General features: G+C 66.3%; 16 protein-coding genes. 9 read left to right on the top strand and 7 right to left on the bottom strand.

The window, feature by feature from the left end; all coding sequences use genetic code 11:
- The first annotated feature begins 158 nt into the window (after positions 1–158).
- From ACCQ00_RS16335 to ACCQ00_RS16320, 4 genes are all read left to right on the top strand, one after another.
- Entirely contained in the window at positions 159–1,334 is a 1,176-nt protein-coding gene (locus ACCQ00_RS16335; protein WP_039573688.1) for a phosphoglycerate kinase, read from the top strand.
- On the top strand, positions 1,331–1,975 hold the full coding sequence (locus ACCQ00_RS16330; protein WP_008574673.1) for an HAD family hydrolase: 645 nt from the start codon (positions 1,331–1,333) through the stop codon (positions 1,973–1,975). Before ACCQ00_RS16335 ends, ACCQ00_RS16330 begins: the two co-directional genes overlap by 4 nt.
- A 258-nt stretch (positions 1,976–2,233) precedes the next feature.
- Positions 2,234–3,700: a pyruvate kinase gene (gene pyk, locus ACCQ00_RS16325; RefSeq protein WP_011348424.1), complete on the top strand. Its 1,467-nt coding sequence runs from the start codon at positions 2,234–2,236 to the stop codon at positions 3,698–3,700.
- Between the two features lie 709 nt (positions 3,701–4,409).
- Positions 4,410–5,414 carry a class I fructose-bisphosphate aldolase gene (locus ACCQ00_RS16320; protein ID WP_039583629.1) on the top strand — a complete coding sequence of 335 codons (1,005 nt, stop codon included), beginning with the start codon at positions 4,410–4,412 and terminating at the stop codon, positions 5,412–5,414.
- Positions 5,415–5,626: 212 nt separating this feature from the next.
- Here ACCQ00_RS16320 and ACCQ00_RS16315 read toward each other — a convergent pair whose 3' ends face one another.
- From ACCQ00_RS16315 to cobA, 4 genes are all read right to left on the bottom strand, one after another.
- The gene (locus ACCQ00_RS16315) at positions 5,627–6,166 is read right to left on the bottom strand and encodes an O-acetyl-ADP-ribose deacetylase (protein WP_017155479.1); all 540 of its coding nucleotides are present in this window, start codon (positions 6,164–6,166) and stop codon (positions 5,627–5,629) included.
- A gap of 194 nt (positions 6,167–6,360) precedes the next feature.
- Entirely contained in the window at positions 6,361–6,867 is a 507-nt protein-coding gene (locus ACCQ00_RS16310) for a methyltransferase family protein (RefSeq protein WP_017155478.1), read from the bottom strand.
- 306 nt (positions 6,868–7,173) lie between these two features.
- Entirely contained in the window at positions 7,174–8,133 is a 960-nt protein-coding gene (gene cysK / locus ACCQ00_RS16305) for a cysteine synthase A (RefSeq protein WP_039573680.1), read from the bottom strand.
- Positions 8,134–8,149: 16 nt separating this feature from the next.
- Entirely contained in the window at positions 8,150–9,352 is a 1,203-nt protein-coding gene (gene cobA, locus ACCQ00_RS16300) for a uroporphyrinogen-III C-methyltransferase (protein WP_080949059.1), read from the bottom strand.
- 165 nt (positions 9,353–9,517) lie between these two features.
- Here cobA and ACCQ00_RS16295 point away from each other — a divergent pair, with 165 nt between their 5' ends.
- Entirely contained in the window at positions 9,518–10,501 is a 984-nt protein-coding gene (locus ACCQ00_RS16295) for a LysR family transcriptional regulator (RefSeq protein ID WP_003487249.1), read from the top strand.
- Between the two features lie 8 nt (positions 10,502–10,509).
- Positions 10,510–10,791, top strand: coding sequence for a hypothetical protein (locus tag ACCQ00_RS16290; RefSeq protein WP_039573676.1), 282 nt, complete (start codon positions 10,510–10,512; stop codon positions 10,789–10,791).
- Between the two features lie 841 nt (positions 10,792–11,632).
- Here the strand turns inward: ACCQ00_RS16290 and ACCQ00_RS16285 are convergent.
- On the bottom strand, positions 11,633–12,829 hold the full coding sequence (locus ACCQ00_RS16285) for a sensor histidine kinase (RefSeq protein ID WP_017155473.1): 1,197 nt from the start codon (positions 12,827–12,829) through the stop codon (positions 11,633–11,635).
- A gap of 302 nt (positions 12,830–13,131) precedes the next feature.
- Between ACCQ00_RS16285 and ACCQ00_RS16280 the strand changes: the two genes are divergently transcribed.
- The 3 genes from ACCQ00_RS16280 (at position 13,132) to ACCQ00_RS16270 (ending at position 17,369) form a co-directional block, all read left to right on the top strand.
- Positions 13,132–13,569, top strand: coding sequence for a DUF2946 family protein (locus ACCQ00_RS16280; RefSeq protein ID WP_039573673.1), 438 nt, complete (start codon positions 13,132–13,134; stop codon positions 13,567–13,569).
- A gap of 195 nt (positions 13,570–13,764) precedes the next feature.
- Positions 13,765–15,768 carry a TonB-dependent receptor gene (locus ACCQ00_RS16275; protein ID WP_372354145.1) on the top strand — a complete coding sequence of 668 codons (2,004 nt, stop codon included), beginning with the start codon at positions 13,765–13,767 and terminating at the stop codon, positions 15,766–15,768.
- Positions 15,768–17,369, top strand: a complete 1,602-nt coding sequence (locus ACCQ00_RS16270) for a PepSY domain-containing protein (protein WP_372353984.1) — start codon at positions 15,768–15,770, stop codon at positions 17,367–17,369. Before ACCQ00_RS16275 ends, ACCQ00_RS16270 begins: the two co-directional genes overlap by 1 nt.
- 137 nt (positions 17,370–17,506) lie before the next feature.
- Here the strand turns inward: ACCQ00_RS16270 and ACCQ00_RS16265 are convergent, their stop codons facing one another.
- A complete protein-coding gene (locus ACCQ00_RS16265) occupies positions 17,507–18,232 on the bottom strand; it encodes a phosphoadenylyl-sulfate reductase (RefSeq protein WP_039573664.1) in 726 nt (241 codons plus the stop codon).
- Positions 18,229–19,935, bottom strand: coding sequence for an assimilatory sulfite reductase (NADPH) hemoprotein subunit (cysI, locus tag ACCQ00_RS16260; protein ID WP_039573663.1), 1,707 nt, complete (start codon positions 19,933–19,935; stop codon positions 18,229–18,231). The genes ACCQ00_RS16265 and cysI overlap by 4 nt, the downstream gene beginning before the upstream one ends.
- Positions 19,936–19,990 lie beyond the last annotated feature (55 nt).

The following is a 19,990-nucleotide window of genomic DNA, read 5'->3' as shown; positions in this document are numbered from 1 at the left end:
CAGGCGATCCGCCCGCGGGCGCAACGACATCGCGCTGGCGTTTTACGGCCAGTTGCCGCCAACGGCACAGCGCTCACCTGTTTGCCCCGGCGCGTGTCCTGGGTGCTTCTGCCTGACCATTCCCCATTCCCCCTCCCTAGACCGAACGAGCTGAGCCCATGTCCATTGTCCGCATGACCGACCTCGATCTCTCCGGCAAGCGCGTGTTGATCCGCCAGGATCTCAACGTGCCGATCGACAACGGCCAGATCACCTCCGAACAGCGCATCACCGCCTCGGTGCCCACCATCAAGCTGGCGCTGGAAAAGGGTGCGGCCGTCATGGTGACCTCGCACCTGGGCCGCCCCAAGGAAGGCAGCTGGACCGAGGAAGATTCGCTGGCGCCGGTTGCCACGCGTCTGGCCGCATTGCTGGGCGTGGACGTGCCGCTGGTGCGCGACTGGGTCGATGGCGTGGAGGTCGCGCCGGGCCAGGTGTTGCTGCTGGAAAACTGCCGCATGAATGTCGGCGAGGGCAAGGACGATGAGACGCTGGCGCGCAAGTACGCCGCGTTGTGCGACGTGTTCGTGATGGATGCCTTCGGCACCGCGCACCGTGCGCAGGCCTCCACGCACGGCGTGATCCGTTTCGCGCCGGTCGCAGCAGGCGGCCCGCTGTTGATGGCCGAACTCGACGCCCTGGCCAAGGCGCTGGACAACCCGGCCAAGCCCTTGCTGGCCATCGTTGCCGGCAGCAAGGTGTCCACCAAGCTGGAGCTACTGTCCAACCTGGTCAACAAGGTCGACCAGCTGATCGTTGGCGGCGGCATCGCCAACACCTTCATCGCCGCGGCCGGGCATGCCGTGGGCAAGTCGTTGAACGAGCCGGATTTGATCCCGACCGCCAACCAGATCGTGGCCGATGCCAAGGCGCGTGGCGCCGAGATTCCGCTGCCCACCGATGTGGTCGTTGCCAAGCAGTTCCTGCCCGATGCGCAAGCCAGCGTGAAGTCGCTGGAGGCGGTCGATGCGGACGATCTGATCCTGGATATCGGCCCGCAAACCGCGCAGCGCTACGCCGAACTGATCGCCAGTGCCGGTACCGTGGTGTGGAACGGTCCGGTGGGCGTGTTCGAATTCGAGTCCTTCAGCCACGGCACCGAGACGCTGGCGCGCGCGATCGCCAGTTCCAAGGCGTTCTCGATCGCTGGCGGTGGCGACACCCTGGCCGCAGTGGACAAGTACGACATCGCCCAGGACGTGACCTACATTTCCACGGGCGGCGGTGCGTTCCTGGAGTTTCTGGAAGGCAAGACCTTGCCGGCGGTGGCCGCACTCCAGGCCCGCGGTCAGTGAGTGCAGCCACGCTGTTTTTCGATCTGGACGGCACGCTGGTCGATTCGGAGCCAGGCATCGTTGCCAGCATCGTGCATGCCTTCGACGAACTCGGCCAGCCGCGTCCGTCGGCGCAGACCTTGCGCGCCTGGATCGGCCCGCCGTTGCGCGACAGCTTCACCGAGTGTTTTCCGGACGACCCGGAGTTGGTGCAGCGCGCGCTCGGGCTCTACCGCGCACGCTACGACGCGGTGGGCTGGACCGAACTCAGCGTGTTCGACGGCATTGGCGAGGTTGTCACCGGCCTGCAGCGCGCCGGTCATCGTCTGGCCGTGGTGACCTCGAAAAATGAGCGCTATGCGCGGCGCATCGTCGAGCACCTGCCCTTCGGCGCGTGCTTCGAAGAGGTGATCGGTGCCAGTGAAGATGGCGAACGTCGCTTCAAGCCGGACCTCATTGCCGAAGCGCTGCGCCGTTTGCAGATCGACAAGGCCGGCTGCGTGATGATCGGTGACCGGCGCATGGATATCGATGGCGCCAATCACCACGGCATCCACAGCATTGGCGTGTTGTGGGGCTTCGGCGACGAGGGCGAATTGCGCGCCGCCGGTGCCGGTGCGCTGGCGCGCACGCCGGCTGAACTGGCGGCATTGCTGCAGTGATGAGCGGTGCGCGTCGACCGTTGTGTTCGCTTGGTCGCCGCGCCCGCAACTGCGGTTCGCAGCGCGCAGAACACGCTTCACCGCTGCCGGGTTAGGGTGGCGACCGTTCGCATTGCTCATGGCAGCGCGGGCGCAGGCGTACGTACTGTCCCGCACTGTCTATAAGACATGCCGGAATCGGAGGAAGGCTATGCCGCAATGCCATCCTCGGTACGTGACGTGTGTGTTAAGTTTCGCGGCTTTTACAGGGAGGCCATCATGAAAGAACGTCAACGCCGCACCAAGATCCTCGCCACCCTCGGACCGGCAACGGATGCGCCCGGTGTGCTGGATACGCTGTTCAAGGCGGGCGTCAACGTGGTGCGCCTCAACTTCAGCCATGGCGACCCCTCCGGCCAGGCCAAGCGCGCCGCCGAGGTACGTGCCGCTGCGGCCCGCGTCGGTGCCGAAGTCGGCATCCTTGCCGACCTGCCGGGCCCGAAGATCCGTATCGAACGTTTTGCCGAAGGCAAGATCAAGCTGACCATGGGCGATCGCTTCGACCTGGTGGCCGATGCCAACGCACCGGCTGGCGACCAGACGCAGGTTGGCGTCAGCTATCTGGGTCTGCCGCAGGACGTGACCGCCGGCGACGTGCTGCTGCTCGACGATGGCCTGATGCAGTTGCAGGTGACCGATGTGCAGGGCGAGCGCATCGTCACCAAGGTGTTGAACGATGGCGTGCTGTCCGACCGCAAGGGTCTCAACAAGCAGGGCGGCGGTTTGTCGCTGGGCGCGTTGACCGAGCGCGACAAGGAACTGATCGGCATCGTGGCCAAGATCGGCGTGGACTTCATCGCGGTCTCGTTTTGTCGCAATGCGCAGGACATGCACGACGCGCGTCAGATCGCCCAGCAGCACGGCTGCGATGCACAGCTGGTATCCAAGATCGAGCGCACCGAGGCGATCGAAAACCTGGTCGAGATCGTCGAAGCCTCCGATGTGGTGATGGTGGCGCGTGGCGACCTGGGCGTGGAAATCGGCGACGCCGAATTGCCGGGCCTGCAGAAGAAGATCATTCGCGAGTCGCTGGCGCAGAACAAGGTGGTGATCACCGCCACGCAGATGCTGCAGTCGATGGTGGAAAGCCCGATCCCCACCCGCGCCGAAGTGCTGGACGTGGCCAATGCCGTCATCGACGGCACCGATGCGGTGATGCTGTCGGCCGAAACCGCCGCCGGCGCCTATCCGGTGCGTGCGGTGGAAGCGATGGCGCGCATCTGCCTGGGGGCCGAACACCAGTTCGAATTCGATACCGACTTCGAAGCGGCGCAACGCAATCTGCAGCGCGCCGACCAGGCGATTGCGATGGCGACCATGTTCCTGTCCGAGCACATCGGCCTGGGCGGCGTGGTGGCGTTGACCGAATCCGGCGGCACGCCGCGCTTCCTGTCGCGCTTCCGCTCGAATATGCCGATCTACGCCTTTACCCGTCACGATGGCGCGCGCCGTCAGATGGCGATGATGCGTGGCGTGTTCCCGATCAGCTTCGACAGCCGCGGCCTGACCCCGCGCGAGGCCGCACGTGCGGCGATCCGCCTGCTGGTGGAGAACGAGCGCATGGGGCCTGGCGACCGCGTGGTCTTTACCAGTGGCGAGCACATGGAAACCCACGGCGCCACCAATACGCTGCGCCTGCTGGAAGTGGGCGAAGACGGCCGCGCCACCGGTCTGGGCGAGCTCTAACGCCTGTCGACTGCATCCGGCGCATGACCTGAGCCGGAACAGACGAGACACACGACGGCGGCCCCAGGGCCGCCGTCGTGCTGTGGAACTGCCGGGCACCGGCGAGTGCTCGGGTCGGCGTATTGCTCAACGACCGGGTTCGGCGGCTGCAAAGCCAGCCCGGCATCGTCGCCGCGCCATAACGGCGCTGGTATGGCGCGCCATGCATGCCGCAAGGCGACGCCCCCCACGACGGCGTTTCGGTTTTCCTGCGCGTCGACGAAACGGAACAACGCTGAACGACGCGCGGTACGACCGGATAGACGCGAAGCAGGTGCTCGTCGTGACGTAGCACGCGCCGTAGCCGGCTCTATGCAACAGGCCAACACCTACAAACGCCAATCAACGCAGACGTGGCGCAGTTCCAGCCGCGCCAGCGCACGTCATGTAAGCAATGCATCAGCACCGCAAGCAACAAGCAGCACCTCATGCTCTGCTTGCCGAATCCCGAATCCCGACTCCCGACTCCCGACTCCCGACTCCCGACTCCCGACTCCCGATTCCCGATTCCCGATTCCCGATTCCCGATTCCCGATTCCCGCGATGCGAGCATCACCACACATCCTGTCACGCAGATCACGTGTAATCGGTTGCAGGCATTCCGTGAAGGAATGTGTACGACTTTCGTCGCTATACTTTCGTTCTCCCCCGCAGCTGCCACAGGAACTACATGAGCATCGAACAGCTTGCTGAAACCGCCCAGGCGATGGTCGCCCCGGGTAAGGGCATCATCGCCATCGACGAATCGACCAGCACGATCGCCAAGCGTTTTGCCAGCGTCGGCATCGAGAACATCGAAGAGAACCGTCGCGCCTACCGCGAACTGTTGCTGACCACGCCCAAGCTGAGCGACTACATCTCCGGCGCCATCCTGTTCGACGAGACCATCCGTCAGAAGACCAAGGATGGCGTGCCGTTCGCCGAGTACATGACTGCCCACGGCATAATCCCGGGCATCAAGGTCGACAAGGGCGCGCAGCCGCTGGCCGGCATGCCGGGCGAATTGGTCACCGAAGGCCTGGACGGCCTGCGTGCACGGCTGGAGGAGTACTACACGCTGGGTGCGCGCTTCGCCAAATGGCGTGCGGTCATCAACATCGGCGAAGACATCCCGTCCGGTACCTGCATCGAGGCCAACTCGCATGCGTTGGCGCGTTACGCAGCGCTGTGCCAGGAGCAGGGCCTGGTGCCGATGGTCGAGCCGGAAGTGATCATGGACGGCAACCACGACATCGAAACCTGCTATGAAGTGACCGAAGCCACGCTGCGCTCGCTGTTCGGTGCGCTGTATGAGCAGAACGTCGTGCTCGAAGGCACCATCCTGAAGGCATCGATGGTCATCTCCGGCAAGAGCTGCGAAGAGCAGGCCAGCATCGAAGAGGTGGCCGAGTCCACCGTGATGTGCCTGAAGTCCACCGTGCCGGCGATCCTGCCGGGCATCGTGTTCCTGTCCGGCGGCCAGACCGACGAGCAGTCCACCGCCCACCTCAACGAAATGCACCAGCTCGGCAATCTGCCGTGGCCGCTGAGCTTCTCCTACGGCCGCGCCATGCAGCAGGCCGCGCTGAAGCTGTGGGCCAAGGACATGACCGGCAACTTCGCCAAGGCGCAGCAGGTCATCTACGAGCGTGCCAAGGAAAACGGCCTGGCCGCGCTGGGTAAGTGGAAGGGTTGATCGATTGATGGCGCCTGCAAGGTCGCCGCGTCGATGAAACGAAAACGCCGGCAGCGATGCCGGCGTTTTTTCGTTTGCGGCATCCGCAGATGCACGCCGATGCCGTGCGGAAAACGCAAAGGGCGCCGCTCGGCGCCCTTTGCTCAGTCAATCGCTCAATCAACTTGCTCGTGCAGCCGGCCGAGGCGGCATGCTGCCAACTCGATCCAGCCTCAGGCCGCCGCAGTTTCCTGCGTAGCCAAGGCCTGCTGGTAGGCCTTGTAGGTCGCCTCGTTGTAGGCCACCAACACGATGTGCTTGGGCACCTTGTGCGAGCGCTGCCAATCGCGCGTTTCGGTCACCGCGATACGCGCGGCCTGGTACAGCGGATAGCCGTAGATGCCGCAGCTGATCGCCGGGAATGCGATCGAATGCAGCATCATCTGTTCGGCGAGTTTCAGCGACTGCCAATAGCAGTTGGCCAGCTGTTCGGGCTCGTTGTGCTTGCCGTCGCGCCACACTGGGCCAACGGTATGGAAGACATGGCGTGCCTTCAAATTGAACCCGTCAGTGATGCGGATTTCGCCGGTAGGGCAACGCACGCCCGGGCGCACCTGTGGCAACGCTTCGCAGGCTTGCAGCAAGCGCGGGCCGGCGGCGCGGTGGATGGCGCCATCGACGCCACCACCGCCGAGCAGTGATTCGTTGGCGGCGTTGACGATGACGTCAACGTCGAGTTCGGTGATGTCGCCTTGCCAGACTTCGATTCTCATAGCGCGATAATTATGCGAATTGCATGATGGGCGCGTGATGGGGAGCACGCTGCGGAATCCGCACGCTATCGGCCATTCATCTCATCTGCTGCGACTGTCTGACCGGTCGCACTGTATGCCGTGTCGCGACATCTGGAAGCTCTCCCGGAGCGATCGGCAGCAACCATTGCCACGCGCGGTAATGCGTGTTGCGTCTACACCCAGCGGCGGACACGCGCGCAGTAGTCGTTGTAGTGGCGGCCGAATTCGGCGCGCAGACGCGCCTCTTCGAACGGGATGACGTAGCGCTGCAGCGCAAGCCACGGCAGCGGCACCAACGCAACCGCCCACAGCAGGCCAAGTTGCAGGCACAGGCCGAGGTAGCTCAGCACCAAGGCCAGGTACATCGGGTTGCGGGTGACGCGATACGGACCGTCCAGCACCAAGCGCGAGGGATGGCCGCTGGGCATGATGGTGGTGCGCCGACGCGCAAACAGGACAAAACAGCTGACCGCCAGCGCCAGGCCAAGACAGGCGATGCCGCCGCCAGCCAATTCGATCCAGGCCAGCGGCGAGGGAGGCGGGAGGGGCAGATCCAGCGCCTCTTGCAACCATGCGCCTAGCCCCAGGGCCAGCGCAAAGTGGACCGGGGAGGTCATTTTTACCAGCCATGGCGCCCGCGCGGCGCGGGTCTCGCTGTGTCCATACGGCTGGTTGCTCACACATCTCTCCCTACATCACGGCCGCCATCCTAACGTTTCCTTGACATGGACGGGAGTGCGGGCGTGCCGACACCCGGAAGCGGGAGCGGACGCTGCTCCCAGACGCCAGACGTGCCGGGCGCCTCTCACGTGCCCGATTTCGGCATGACCGCGTGCGCTGTTGCCTCGCGACGACAGCCACGGATCGTGGGTACGAAGTGGCCGCCGCGACGCAGCGTCTTTCGGCGCACGTGCGCGGTTCGGCCGGGACCGAAAAAAAAAGCCGCGCATTGCGCGGCTTCAGGTCTGGTCATCGACTGCGCCCGATCAGGGCAGCCCGGCCAGCCAGTCGTCGTCGGAGCCTTCGTTGATGTCGGCAAAGAGCGGGGTGGAGAAGTAGCGTTCGCCGGTGTCGGGCAGCATCGCCAGGATCACGGCGCCAGGCACCGCGCCTTCTGCCACGCGCAGCGCGGTGGCGACGGTGGCGCCGCCGGAGATGCCGGTGAAGATGCCTTCTTCGGCGGCCAGGCGCCGCGCTACGGTGATGGCGTCGGTGTCTTCCACGCTCAGCACCTCATGGGCGACCTCGCGGTTGAGCACCTCGGGTACGAAGTCCGGGGTCCAGCCCTGGATCTTGTGCGGCTTCCAGTCCTGGCCTTGCAGCAAGGCGGCGCCAGCCGGCTCGGTGGCGGTGATGCGCACTTCCGGGCGCGCAACGCTCAGGACCTCGCCCACGCCGGTGAGGGTGCCGCCGGTGCCCCAGCCGGTGACGAAATGGTCCAGCCGGTGGCCGGCGAAATCGCGCAGGATCTCGGCAGCGGTGGTGTTGCGGTTGTAGGCCGGGTTGGCCGGATTGGCGAACTGGCTGGCCAGGAACCAGCCGTGCTGTTCGGCCAGTTCCTTCGCTTTGCGCACCATGCCGCTGCCGCGCTCGGCAGCCGGGGTCAGGATGACCTTGGCGCCATAGGCACGCATCAGCTTGCGGCGTTCGATGGAGAAGGTTTCCACCATGGTGGCGACGAACTTGTAGCCGCGCGCTGCGGCCACCATGGCCAGTGCCACGCCGGTGTTGCCGGAGGTGGCTTCGACGATGGTGTCGCCGGGCTTGAGCAGGCCGCGCTGTTCGGCGTCCAGGATGATCGCCAGCGCCAGCCGGTCCTTGACCGAGCCGCCGGGATTGAACGATTCAACCTTGACGTACAAGGTCACGTTGTCCGGGGCGAGGCGTTGGAGCTTGACCACCGGGGTGCGGCCGATGGTGTCGAGAATGTTGTCGTACAGGGCCATGGGGTCTCCGTCGGAATCAGGCTGCGTGGGCCAGTGTGGGCGTGTGGGGCGTTGCGCCGGGTGAGTGCGGCGACGAGGCGCTCAGCGGCGCGCTGCCGAACCAATGCAGCGTCTGCGCCAGTGCCGTTACCTCGCCCAGGATCAGCAGCGCCGGTGCGGTCACGGCGTGCTGCCGGGCGCTGGCGGCCAGGCTGGCGAGCGTACCGGTGATCACGCGTTGCTGCGGGCGCGAGCCGTTTTCGACCAGCGCAAACGGGGTGGAGGCTGCGCGCCCGGCCTGCAGCAGCCGCTGCTGGATGGCGTCCAGGCCGGCCACGCCCATGTAGAAGGCCAGCGTCTGCCGCTCCTGACCGAGCGCCTGCCAGTCCAGCGTGTCCAGCGAGTCCTTGCAGTGCGCGGTGATCAGCCGCAGCGATTGCGCGTGGTCGCGGTGGGTGAGCGGGATACCGGCATAGGCAGCGCAGGCGATGGCGGCGGTGATGCCGGGAATCACCTGGAAGCCGATGCCGTGCGCGCACAGGAATTCCAGCTCTTCGCCGCCGCGGCCGAACACGAATGGGTCGCCGCCCTTCAGCCGTACCACGCGGCGACCGGCGCGGGCGTGTTCCAGCATCAGGGCGTGAATCTGTTCCTGCCGGGTGCTATGGCCTTGCGCCGACTTGCCCACTTCGATGAGGCGCGCGCCTTGCCGTGCCAGGCGCAGGATCTGCGGGCTGACCAGGCGGTCGTGCAGCACCACCTCGGCCTGACGCAGTGCGCGCAGCGCATGCCGGGTGAGCAGGCCCGGATCGCCGGGGCCTGCGCCGACCAGGCTTACGTTGCCGGGTACCAGCGTGCCGATCGCGCGGCGCGATCCTGTGGAGCGCGCAGGAACCGTTGCGGACGCCGCAGGCGCTGCGGCGTGGGTCAGCAGCCGATGGGCACTTGCTGCCTGGCGCAGGGCGTCGTTGAGCGCTGCCGATTCGCTGGCGGCGATGGTGAGCCATAGCGGTTGGTCGGACTGCGCCAGCCATGCCGGGTCGAACCGGCCGGCCAACCAGCGCAGCCGCCCTGCCTGCGCCCAGTGCCGCAACTGCGCGGAGAGCTCGGGCGCGCCGACCAGCGGCAGCGCACCGGCCTGCAGCAACTGGCCAGTGGCGCGCTCGGCATCGGCGCCGCCGCCGACCACCAGGACGGCACGGCCACGCAGGTCGGCAAGCAGCGGGAACGCAGGAGTCACGGGTCGGCAGCATCGTTGGGGGAGGGCCAGACCGTAACGCCGGCTTATAGCCGTCGGAAATGACTTCATACATCCTAAAAATAGCGTTCGGTTATAAGCTGGCCCGCAGAACTCCTCTACAGTCGAATCCCTTGTAGCGCCTCGCGCTTTTTTGGATATAAGCCCATGACGCTGACCCAACTTCGCTATCTGGTGGCCATCGCCGATGCCGAGCTGAACATCACGCTGGCCGCCGCGCGCGTGCACGCGACCCAGCCCGGCCTGTCCAAGCAGCTCAAGCAGTTGGAGGACGAACTGGGCTTTCTGTTGTTCGTGCGCAAGGGGCGCAGCCTGGATGCGGTGACGCCGGCCGGTGTGGAAGTGATCGAGCGCGCGCGTGCGGTGCTGTCGGAGGCCAACAACATCCGCACCTATGCCGCCAACCAGCGCCGCGAAAGCCAGGGCCAGCTGACCCTGACCACCACCCACACCCAGGCGCGCTTCGTGCTGCCGCCGGCGGTGGCGCAGATCAAGAATGCCTACCCGCAAGTGAGCGTGCATCTGCAGCAGGCCGCCGAAAGTGCAGCCCTGGATCTGCTGAGCCAGGGCGATGCGGACATCGCGGTGGTCAGCACCGCCGGTGGCGAGCCGAGCGCCGGCATCGCAGTGCCGCTCTACCGCTGGCGGCGGCTGGTGGTGGTGCCGCGGGGGCATGCACTGGATCACCCACGCACGGCGCCGGACATGCACGCGCTGGCCGAACATCCGCTGATCAGTTACGAATCCTCCACCCGGCCGGGCTCCTCGCTGCAGCGCGCGTTTGCGCAGGTGGGGCTGGAGCCGAGCATCGCGCTGACCGCGCTGGATGCCGACCTGATCAAGACCTATGTGCGCGCAGGGCTTGGCGTGGGATTGGTCGCGGAAATGGCGGTCAATGCCTTCGACGAGGATCTGCGCGCCTGGCCGGCGCCCGCGCCGATTGCCGAGTGCATTGCCTGGGCGGTGCTGCCGCGCGACCGCGTGCTGCGCGACTATGCCCTGGATCTGGTGCATGTGCTCGCGCCGCAAATCGACAAGCGCGATCTGCGCCGGGTGCTGGACGGCAATCAGGCACCGAACTGGCCACTGCCGCCGACCTGGGAATCGCTGACCCAGACCATCACCAGCTGAGCGGCACGATGACCGAGCCATTGCGTCCGGCACTGAGCAGACTATGGTCGTCCGAGCCGGACGGCGGCATGTCGCTGCAACTATCGGCCAGCATCGAGGGCCGCGAGCATGAGGTAATGACGGTGCTGGCCGACCCGCGCGACGAAGCGTTATGGGTGGCGGTGCAGGCGGGCAGCGCGCGTGTGCAGATTCCGCTGGACGTGCTGCGCAAGGCGCTGGAGGTTGCGGCCGAGGAGGTGCATTCGGCCGAATGGTTCGCGCGCCAGGATGCGGATGCGTCCGGGGCCTGAGGCGGCGATATAGCGTTAGCGCGCCCCTGACGAGCAGTCGTCGGGCGACATCGACGGCGCACCGGAGCCGGAGAGGACGTGCGCGCATGGTCGTTCCAAGCATGGGCCACCGGCCGCGTCATCGGTGCGTGCGCGCGACCTTCGGTGCTGCGCTGCAGCGCAATCGCAGCAAAAAAATGCCTGCAGGATCAAAGGGATGCGTGCGTTCCCGACAGCGCTGCCAGGTGTGCTGTGGGTGATTTTCCCTACCCGTGTCAGGGCGATGCAGCCGGCGTCGACCGGGCGCATCAAGTTGCGCGCTGCGTTGTCGAAAACCTTTATAGCAACCATGACGCGACACTCTCGAACGTCTAGGGGTGGACGGCGCAGAGCTGGCGATGCAGGGGATCGCATTGCCGGTGTGTTTCGCGGTGTCGTCGAAGGGTTGCTAGCGCTGTCGCATCACTGTTGCACGAGGCTGTGCACAGGGCGACTGGCGCATCCGGGTCCCTGGGGAGAGGCCTGGCGTGCTTGGCGGCGGACCCGGGTCGGGAGCCCGGGTCCGCCTTTTTTTGTGTCCCGCAGCGGCATCCCGGTTGAAGCTGGAACAGCGCCAAGCCGTGCCCGATGCAGTGCAGGCAGTGCGCGATCAGGGCCGGGCTGGATTCTTACACCTGCGGCGGGTTGCCGGGGCTCAGCGGTCGCCGTTGACGCGCGACTTGGCGTGGCGCGGGCAGCTGCAACGTCGGCTCGACGCGATGCAAGGGCCGGCGCGCTCTGGTCCGGCCATAGCCCGATGCCCCAACCGGTGCGACCCCAGGCGTACGCCGCGCAGCCCGAACACGCTGCGAGCCACGCATCGTCAAGCCAAGGGAATCCGCACCGAAAAACAGGTGCCGCCCTGCGGCCGTGGCCGGACGTCCACCTCGCAGCCCAACGTCTCGGCAGTGCGATGCACGATCCACAGGCCGATGCCCAAACCGTCGCTGCGCGGGTCGGCCTGGCGGAACGCCTGAAAGACCTGCTCGGGATGGTCCATGTTCAAGCCGATGCCGCTGTCGATGATGTCCACTTCCGCAAAACCGGGGCGGCGACGAGTGCCGACCAGCACGCGGCCACGCTCGGTGTACTTGATGGCATTGCCGACCAGGTTGCCGATCAAGGTGGTCAGCAGTGTGGGGTGGCTGCGCACGCGCAGCGAGGTGTGCACGTAGCGAAGGGCCAGGTACTTGTCGATGGCCGGTTGACGCCACACGCCGAGAACCGAATGCAGCACGTCTTCCAGCTGCAGCGGCTGCAGGTCCGGCATGGCGGCCTCGCTCGCGGCGGCCAGCGTGGCCAGCTCGTCCAGGCTGCGGCCGACCAGGCTGATCGCATCGCGTGCGGTCACCAAGGTCGGAATGGAGTCGACGTTGGCATGCCGGCGCATCTTGTCGATGGCGTAGGCGGCAGTGCGCAGCGGGGTCTTCAGATCATGCCCGGCGATGGCCATCAGGCGGCTGCGGTAGCGATCCGATTCCTCGGCGATGGCCAGTGCGCGGCGCAGTTCCAACTGCGCCATGGTCTGGCGAGCCAGTGCACGCAGGGCTTCCACCTGCTCATCGGTGAGCTGGCGTGGTTTCCGGTCCAGGACGCAGACCGTGCCCAGCGGCAGGCCGTCGGGCGTCTTCAGCAAGGCACCTGCATAGAAATAGAGCGGTGCTTCGCCAGTGACCAGCGGGTTGCGCGAAAAGCGGATGTCCTCGCGTGTGTCCGGCACCACCAGCACATCGTTGTCGAGCAGCGCGTGCGCGCACATCGACTTGAACAATGGGGTCTCGCGCTCGCCCATCCCGAGCTCGCTCTTGAACCACTGGCGGTCCGCGTCGACCAGGCTGATCAGCGCGATCGGCGTCTGGCAGATGATCGAGGCAAGCCGGGTGATGTCTTCGAAGGCCGCTTCGCGCGGGGTGTCGAGAATGCCGTAGCTGCGCAGCGCCTGGAGACGCAATGCTTCGCTGGGAGGCTTGGGTGCGCAGGGAAGCGGTTCGGCCGCTCGATCGGACAGGACGGTGCTCATGCGCGCAGCTACAGGGTGGAAGCGGCAAGCATAGGGCATGCCAAGGCCCATCATGTGTCTACGGTCACAGAGGCCGGACGAAAGTGTGACTGCCGACCAGCACGGCGACGCGTGACGCGTCCGGCGTGTGGTCAACGGGCTCGGAAGCTGAAGCAGCAGGCCCAGCCGATTCTGGCGCGCCGGCTCCGGCGCATGCCTGGGCGCGGATCATTCGGGGCGACCGGTGCAACCGGGTGCGACATCCGGTCGCGCATCGGCCGCGACCATCGCCCCGGCTTGCGTGGCGGCTTACACTTCCAGGCATGCTGCGTTTGTCCCGTCGCCACCGGTTGTTGCCCCTGCTTGCCTGTCTGGCGGTGGTGCTGATGCTGGTCGCTCCGCTGATCAGCCGCTGGAGCCAGGCGCAGCCGATCGAGCCGATGTGCATGGGCGTTCCGGCCCTGTCGGCAGAGAGCTCGCTGCATGCCGGCCATCGAACCCAGCCGCCAGCTATGGCCGTGGACGCGCACCCCGGCGCCGTAGTGAACACGCAGCACGCCGGCAGCCACGACGCAGCGACGCATGGTGAAGCCTGCGATTACTGCGTCTTGGCCGCACGCTTGCTGCCAGTGCTCATCGTGGCGTTGCTGTGCCTGCTGCAGTTGCGGCCGACGCCGGCTCCGGCGGTCACCCAGGCAAGCGCACGCGCGGTCTTTCGATGGGCCGCACTCGGCGCACGCGGACCACCGCTGGCTGCATAAGCTGGCCCCTGTGCGGGCGTCCATGCAGCAATGCCCCGTGCGCGCCTGAGGTTGTCGGCGTCACTGCCGGGCAGTGCGGGCGACTCGCTTCTTATCCAGTGATGCCGATGCGCGCCGCGACGGTGGCAGCGCACGGCTGTGCGGCCGTGCAGTCACGGCGAAGGGTTGGTCATGCGTCTGCGGTTGTTGAAAGCGATGTGGTGCGCGCCGTCGTTGGCGTTGGTGTGGGGGCCTGCATGCGATGTGCAGGCGCAAGACGCGGCACTCACCCTGGGCAAGGTGCAGGTGAGCGAGCATGCGCAGCGCAGCCCGAGTACGGCGCGCGTGCTGAGCTCGGTGGATGTGATCGGCGGCGAGCTGCTGCACGATCAGCATGTGGACTACAGCTGGGAGCTGCTGATGCGCGCGCCCGGGGTGCAGGTTACCCAGTTCCGCATGGGTACCGATGCAGGGCGTTTTTCGTTCCGCGGATTCAATGGCGAGGGACGCATCAATGCGGTGAAACTGCTGATCGACGGCATCCCCAGCAACGACAATGCCGGCGCCATGCCGTATCTGGACGCGGTATTTCCGCAGGACATCAGCGCCATCGAGATCGTGCGCGGCACCAACGACGCGCGCTATGGCTTGAATGCCATTGCCGGCAGCGTGGACGTGCTCACCCGTACCGGCGGCAACGACGGCCGCTTGAGCGTGACGGCCGGCAGCTTCGATGCGCGTGAGGTGCAACTGAGCAAAGGCTTCGAACAGGGCGCCTGGAGCCAGAACTATGTGCTGGCCTGGCGCGACTCGGACGGCTATCGCGATCATGCCGACGCACGCAAACGCAGCGTGGCGGGCAAGTGGTTCTACACCGACCCGGACGGTGCATTCCGCGCAGGGCTCACCACGCGGTACTACGACAACCATGCCTTGGAAGCCGGCTATCTGGATGCGGCCACCGCACGTGCGGCGCCGCGCAGCTCGCCGGACTATGCGCAGGACGACCGCAGCGAGCGTCGCCTGCGCCAGACCGCGTTGCATGCGGACGGTGCGCTCGGCGAGCAGGCGCAATGGAGCGCCAAGGCCTACCAGAACGACTACCACAATCAACGCTGGGTGCGGTTTTCTGCGGCCGGGCTGCAGCAGGAACGCGATACCGACGAAACCCATCGCGGGCTGCTGCTGCGTAGCAACTGGCAGCCGGACTGGGGCGCGCTGCAGGCCAACCTGGAAGCCGGGGTGGATGCGCAGTGGCAGGACAACCAATCGCAGCGGCATCGCACCGTGGCGCGTGTGCGCGGGGCGCAGCTGCGCGATTGGGACTACGACCTGCGCACGCGTGGTGCGTATGTGCAGGCGGTGCTGACCCCGATTGCACGCCTGCAGCTGGTGCCGGGGTATCGCATCGATCGTGTCGATGGACAGCTGCACGACGTGCTGGCTGGCGTCGTTGCGCCAACCTACGACTACGGCACCATCAAGCAACCCAAGTTCAGTGCCAGCTACCGCGTGGGCGAGCAGGGCAGCGTGTATGCAAACTGGGGGCGCACGTTCCAGATCGGCAGCGGCGATGGCGCCTACCGTCGCCAGCCCGGCAATCTGGGGCCCTCGATCAACGACGGCTGGGAGACCGGCTTGAAGTTGGCACCGTCGTCCCTGCTGGATGGGCGCCTGGCGTATTGGGAGCAGCGCGCCTCCGGCGAGGTGGCGACCATTTTTGGCGTCAATGGCGTGGTCGGCATCGGTGATGTGGCCAATGTCGGCCGTACCCTGCGGCGCGGTTGGGATGCGCAGCTCAACCTGCAGCCGGCCGAGCATTGGCGCGCATGGGTTTCGTATTCGCGGCAGAAGGCCAGCATCGCCACGCCCGATCCGAGCGCCCCGGCCACGCGCGGCAAGGAGATCGAAAACGTGCCGCACTGGTTGGCCACCGCCGGGCTGGAGTGGCAGGTCAGTTCGTCGGTGCAGGTGAGCGCCTGGGGCAACGCACAAGGCGATTACTACCTGGAACGCACCAACACGTTGGGCCGCACCGGCGGCTACGCCTTGCTCAACCTGGGCGCGCGCTGGGCGGTGGATGCGCGCAATGCCCTCAGCCTGCAACTGCGCAACGTCACCGATCGCGCGTATGTGTACGCCTGGTACGACAGCGGCAGCTCCGGTTATTCGCCCGGCGATGGGCGTGCGTTGTCGGTGTCGTGGGATTGGAGCTTCTAATGCACGCAACGATTGACCACGGTGGCGTGGACGAGGCACGCCAAGCCAGTCGCTGGCGCTTCTATCGCGCGGTGTGGCGCTGGCATTTTTATGCCGGGCTGCTCGTGCTGCCTTTCATCATCTGGCTGGCGGTGACCGGGGCTGCGTTCCTGTACCAGGACGCCATCGACCGCAGCGTGCACCACGGGTTGAAGGTGGTGCCGGTAGGCGATGCGCGCCTGCCCGCACAGCAGTTGGTTGCCGCTGCACAAGGGCGCTACGGCGGCAGCGTGTTTGTGTACACCACGCCCAAACGCGTCGATGCGAGCGCCGAAATCGGGCTGGTGGACGCGCACGGCGTGCGGCAGGTGGTGTATGTCGACCCATACCGTGCGCGGGTGTTGGGCGCCTTGCCCGAGCACGGCACGCTGAGCTGGACGATCCGCCGGCTGCACAGTCTTGCGCTGGTGGGGCCATATGCCCGTGGCCTGATCGAAATGGCCGGCGGATGGGCCATCGTGCTGGTGCTCACGGGGGTGTATCTGTGGTGGCCGCGCGGACGACGCGGCGATGTGATCAGCGTGCGCGGCAAGCCGAAGCAGCGGCTGTTCTGGCGCGACCTGCACGCAGTGACCGGTGCCGGGGTTGGTGCGATCCTGCTGTTTCTGGCGCTGACCGGCATGCCGTGGTCGTGGCTGTGGGGTGCGCAGGTCAATCGCTGGGCCAATGGGCATGATTTCGGCTATCCCGCCGGGTTGCGCGTGCAGCAGCCGATGTCGCAGCAGCGCTTGGCCGACAGCGGCGAGCCCGCGTGGTCGTTGCGGCAGGCGCGCCTGCCGGAATCGGTGGTGCCTGCCCAGCGCGCTGGCGCGGCGGAACAACACGCGCATGGCGAACAAGCACCTGCGTCGCAGGTGGCCGACGACCATGTCGAGCACTCCGGGCATGGCGCGCCCTCGGCAAATGCAGCCCACGCAGGCAACAAAGATCACGCAGGGCACCTGGCGCAGTCGCAGCACGCGGCCCGACACGCGCACTCGGCAGACAACGCCCATGCCGATCACGGCGATTCGGCTGGATTCGCTGCGCCGGGACGCGGCGCGATCGGCCTGGATGCCGCGATGGCGCGCTTTCAGGCACGCGGCATCCAGCCCGGATATAGCGTGGCGCCGCCGCGTGGTGCGACCGGGGTCTATACCGCGTCGGTGTACCCGGCCGATCTGCAGCGGCAGCGGGTGATCCATCTGGATCAGTACAGCGGTGCGGTATTGCTGGACATGCGCTATCGCGACTACGGGCCGCTGGCCAAGCTGCTGGAATGGGGCATCAACGTGCACCTGGGCCAGCAATACGGCACTGCCAACCAGTTGATCCTGTTGTTGGCCTGCATCGCCATCGTGCTGTTGTGCGTCAGCGCGGCGGTGATGTGGTGGAAGCGCCGCCCCAGCGGTGGCTTGGGCGTTCCGCCGTTGCCGGCCGAACCGCGCACATTACGCGGCCTGATGGCGTTGCTGGTGCTGTGCGGTCTGATCTTCCCGCTGGTCGGCCTGTCGCTGGTGCTGATGTGGGCGTTCGATCGTTACTGGATGCGGCGCGCGCACGCCGATGCCTTGGCGGGTTGATGCGCGCGCCTTTGAGTGGGTGCAGCGCGCAGCGCGTTGCCGTTGCATCCTGGATCTCGCATGTCCATGCAGCTTCCCGCAGATGCGGGTGAACGCGTCGCCCGCACACGTGCAGCTGGCAGCGGGCGGCCCTGCCGCTAGATCTCTTCGTGGATGCCGCACTCGCGCTTCAGGCCGAAGAAACGCGTGTCTTCTTCGCGCATGCCGGGTTCCCAGCGACGAGTGGTGTGGAAATCGCCGATGGACACGTAGCCTTGTTCCCACAGCGGGTGATACGGCAGATCGTGCGCTTGCAGGTATTGCCACACATCGCGATCCGTCCAGTCGGCGATCGGGCTGATCTTGTAGCGTTCGCCGCGCTTTTGCACGATCGGCGTCTGCGCGCGGCCGCCGGACTGGCTGCGGCGCAGGCCGGTAAACCAGGTGCCCACCTCGAGTTCGTCCAGGGCCCGGCGCATTGGTTCGACCTTGCGCAGATTGTTGTATTGATCGATGCCGACCATGCCTTGCTCCCACAGGCGGCCGTGGCGCGCTTCCATCCAGGCGCGGCTGACCAACGGGCGATACACCTTGAGATTGAGCTTGAGTCGCTCGGTCAAGGCATCGGCGAAACGGTAGGTTTCCGGAAACAGATAACCGGTGTCGATCAGGATCACCGGGATGTCCGGACGTTGTTGACTGAGCAGATGCAGGGTAACCGCCGATTGCGCGCCGAAGCTGGACGACAAGGCCGCGTTCTGCGGGCCGTGCTGCAGCGCCCAGGCCACGCGTTGATCGGCACGCAGCCCTTCCAGCTGCGCATTGAGCGCGTCCAGATCGTCGAACGCGGAAGAAGTGATCGATGCAGCAGGCAGCGCGGTCATGCGAGCAATTCCAGGTCGAGGCGACGATGCGTGGGGTAGGGCGGCAATGCGATCACCCCGGCGCGATGCAGGAAATCGCCGAAGCCTTCATCGTTGGCGTGGTCGCGTTCGGCGGCATAGCGCGCCAACAGTGGTTCCAACGCGGCCAGGATCTCCGGCTCGGTGATGTTTTCGCGATACAGCGTATTGAGCCGCTGCCCGCGACGGTCGCCACCCAGCATCAGGTTGTAGCGCCCGGGCGCCTTGCCGACCAGCGCGATCTCGGCAAGATACGGGCGCGAGCAACCGTTGGGGCAGCCGGACAGGCGCAGCACGATCGGCGTCTCGGCCAGGCCGTGCTGTTGCAGCAGCGGCTGCAGCGCCGCGCTGAAATCGGGCAGATAGCGCTCGGCCTCGGCCATCGCCAGGCCACAGGTTGGCAGTGCCACGCAGGCCATTGCGCCGCGCGCCAAGGCAGTGGCGGACTGGTTGCCGGCATCCAGCCCGTAGTGCGCGACCAGCGCATCGACGCGTGCGCGCTGGCTGGCCAGTACGTCGGCGATCACCAGGTTCTGGTTGGGCGTCATGCGGAACTCGCCAACGTTCAACTGCGCGATTGCGCGCAACCCACTCAGATGCGCTGCGGTATCGGTGTCGGCAATGCGGCCGGCCGGCAGCGACAGGGTCAGATGCCATAGCCCGTCTTCGCCTTCGACCCAGCCATAGCGGTCGCCGTTGTGGTCGAACGCGAACGGCTGCGCCGGTTGCAGTGCGAAGCCTGCGCGGCGGGCGATCTCGGCCACGATGGTGTCCAGCCCGTGGTCGTCGATGGTGTACTTGAAGCGTGCGCGCTTGCGCACCGCACGGTTGCCGAAGTCGCGTTGCGTAGTGACCACCGCAGTGGCGATATCCAGCAACTGGTCGCGGGTCACGAAGCCGATCACGTTGGCCACGCGCGGCCAGGTCTCGGCATCGCCGTGCGAGGCGCCCATGCCGCCACCGATGCTGACGTTGTAGCCCAGCAACTGCCCATCGCGCAGGATGGCAATAAAGCCCAGATCGTTGGCGAACACGTCCACATCGTTGAGCGGCGGTGCGGCGAAACCGATCTTGAATTTGCGCGGCAGATAGCGCTCGCCGTAGATCGGCTCGTCTTCGCTGCCGGAGCCGGACACGCGCTCTTCGTCCAGCCAGATTTCGTAGTAGGCCCGCGTGTTGGGCAACAGGTGCTCGGATACGCGCGCGGCATCGGCATACAGCGTGGCATGCGCCTGCGACAGCAGCGGGTTGGCGGCCACCTGCACGTTGCGATTCACATCGCCGCAGGCGGCCAGCGTATCGATCAAGGTGGCATTGATGGCCTGCATGGTGGCCTTCAGTTCGCGCTTGATCACGCCATGGAACTGGAACGCCTGGCGCGTGGTGATGCGCAGCGAATGATTGGCGTAGCGGGTGGCGATGCCATCCAGCGCCAGCCATTGCGTGGGCGTGATCACCCCGCCCGGCGTGCGCGTGCGGATCATGAACTGGTACGCCGGCTCCAGCTTCTGCCGCCGCCGCTCGTCGCGAATATCGCGGTCGTCCTGCTGGTAGCTGCCGTGGTACTTGATCAGGGTCTGATCGTCCTCACGCAATGCACCGGTCACCGCATCGGCCAGGCTCTGTTCCAGCGACCCGCGCAGACGGCGGCTTTCGGATTTGACGTCTTCGACAGAGTGGCTCATGAGAATCGGGAATCGGGAATGGGGAATCGTGAAAAGCGGCGCAGTTGGTCGGAAG

It is taken from the genome of Xanthomonas sp. NCPPB 3761, from assembly GCF_041475705.2.
GTDB classification, from domain to species: Bacteria; Pseudomonadota; Gammaproteobacteria; order Xanthomonadales; family Xanthomonadaceae; genus Xanthomonas; species Xanthomonas phaseoli.
This window is presented reverse-complemented; position numbering and strand designations above follow the sequence as displayed.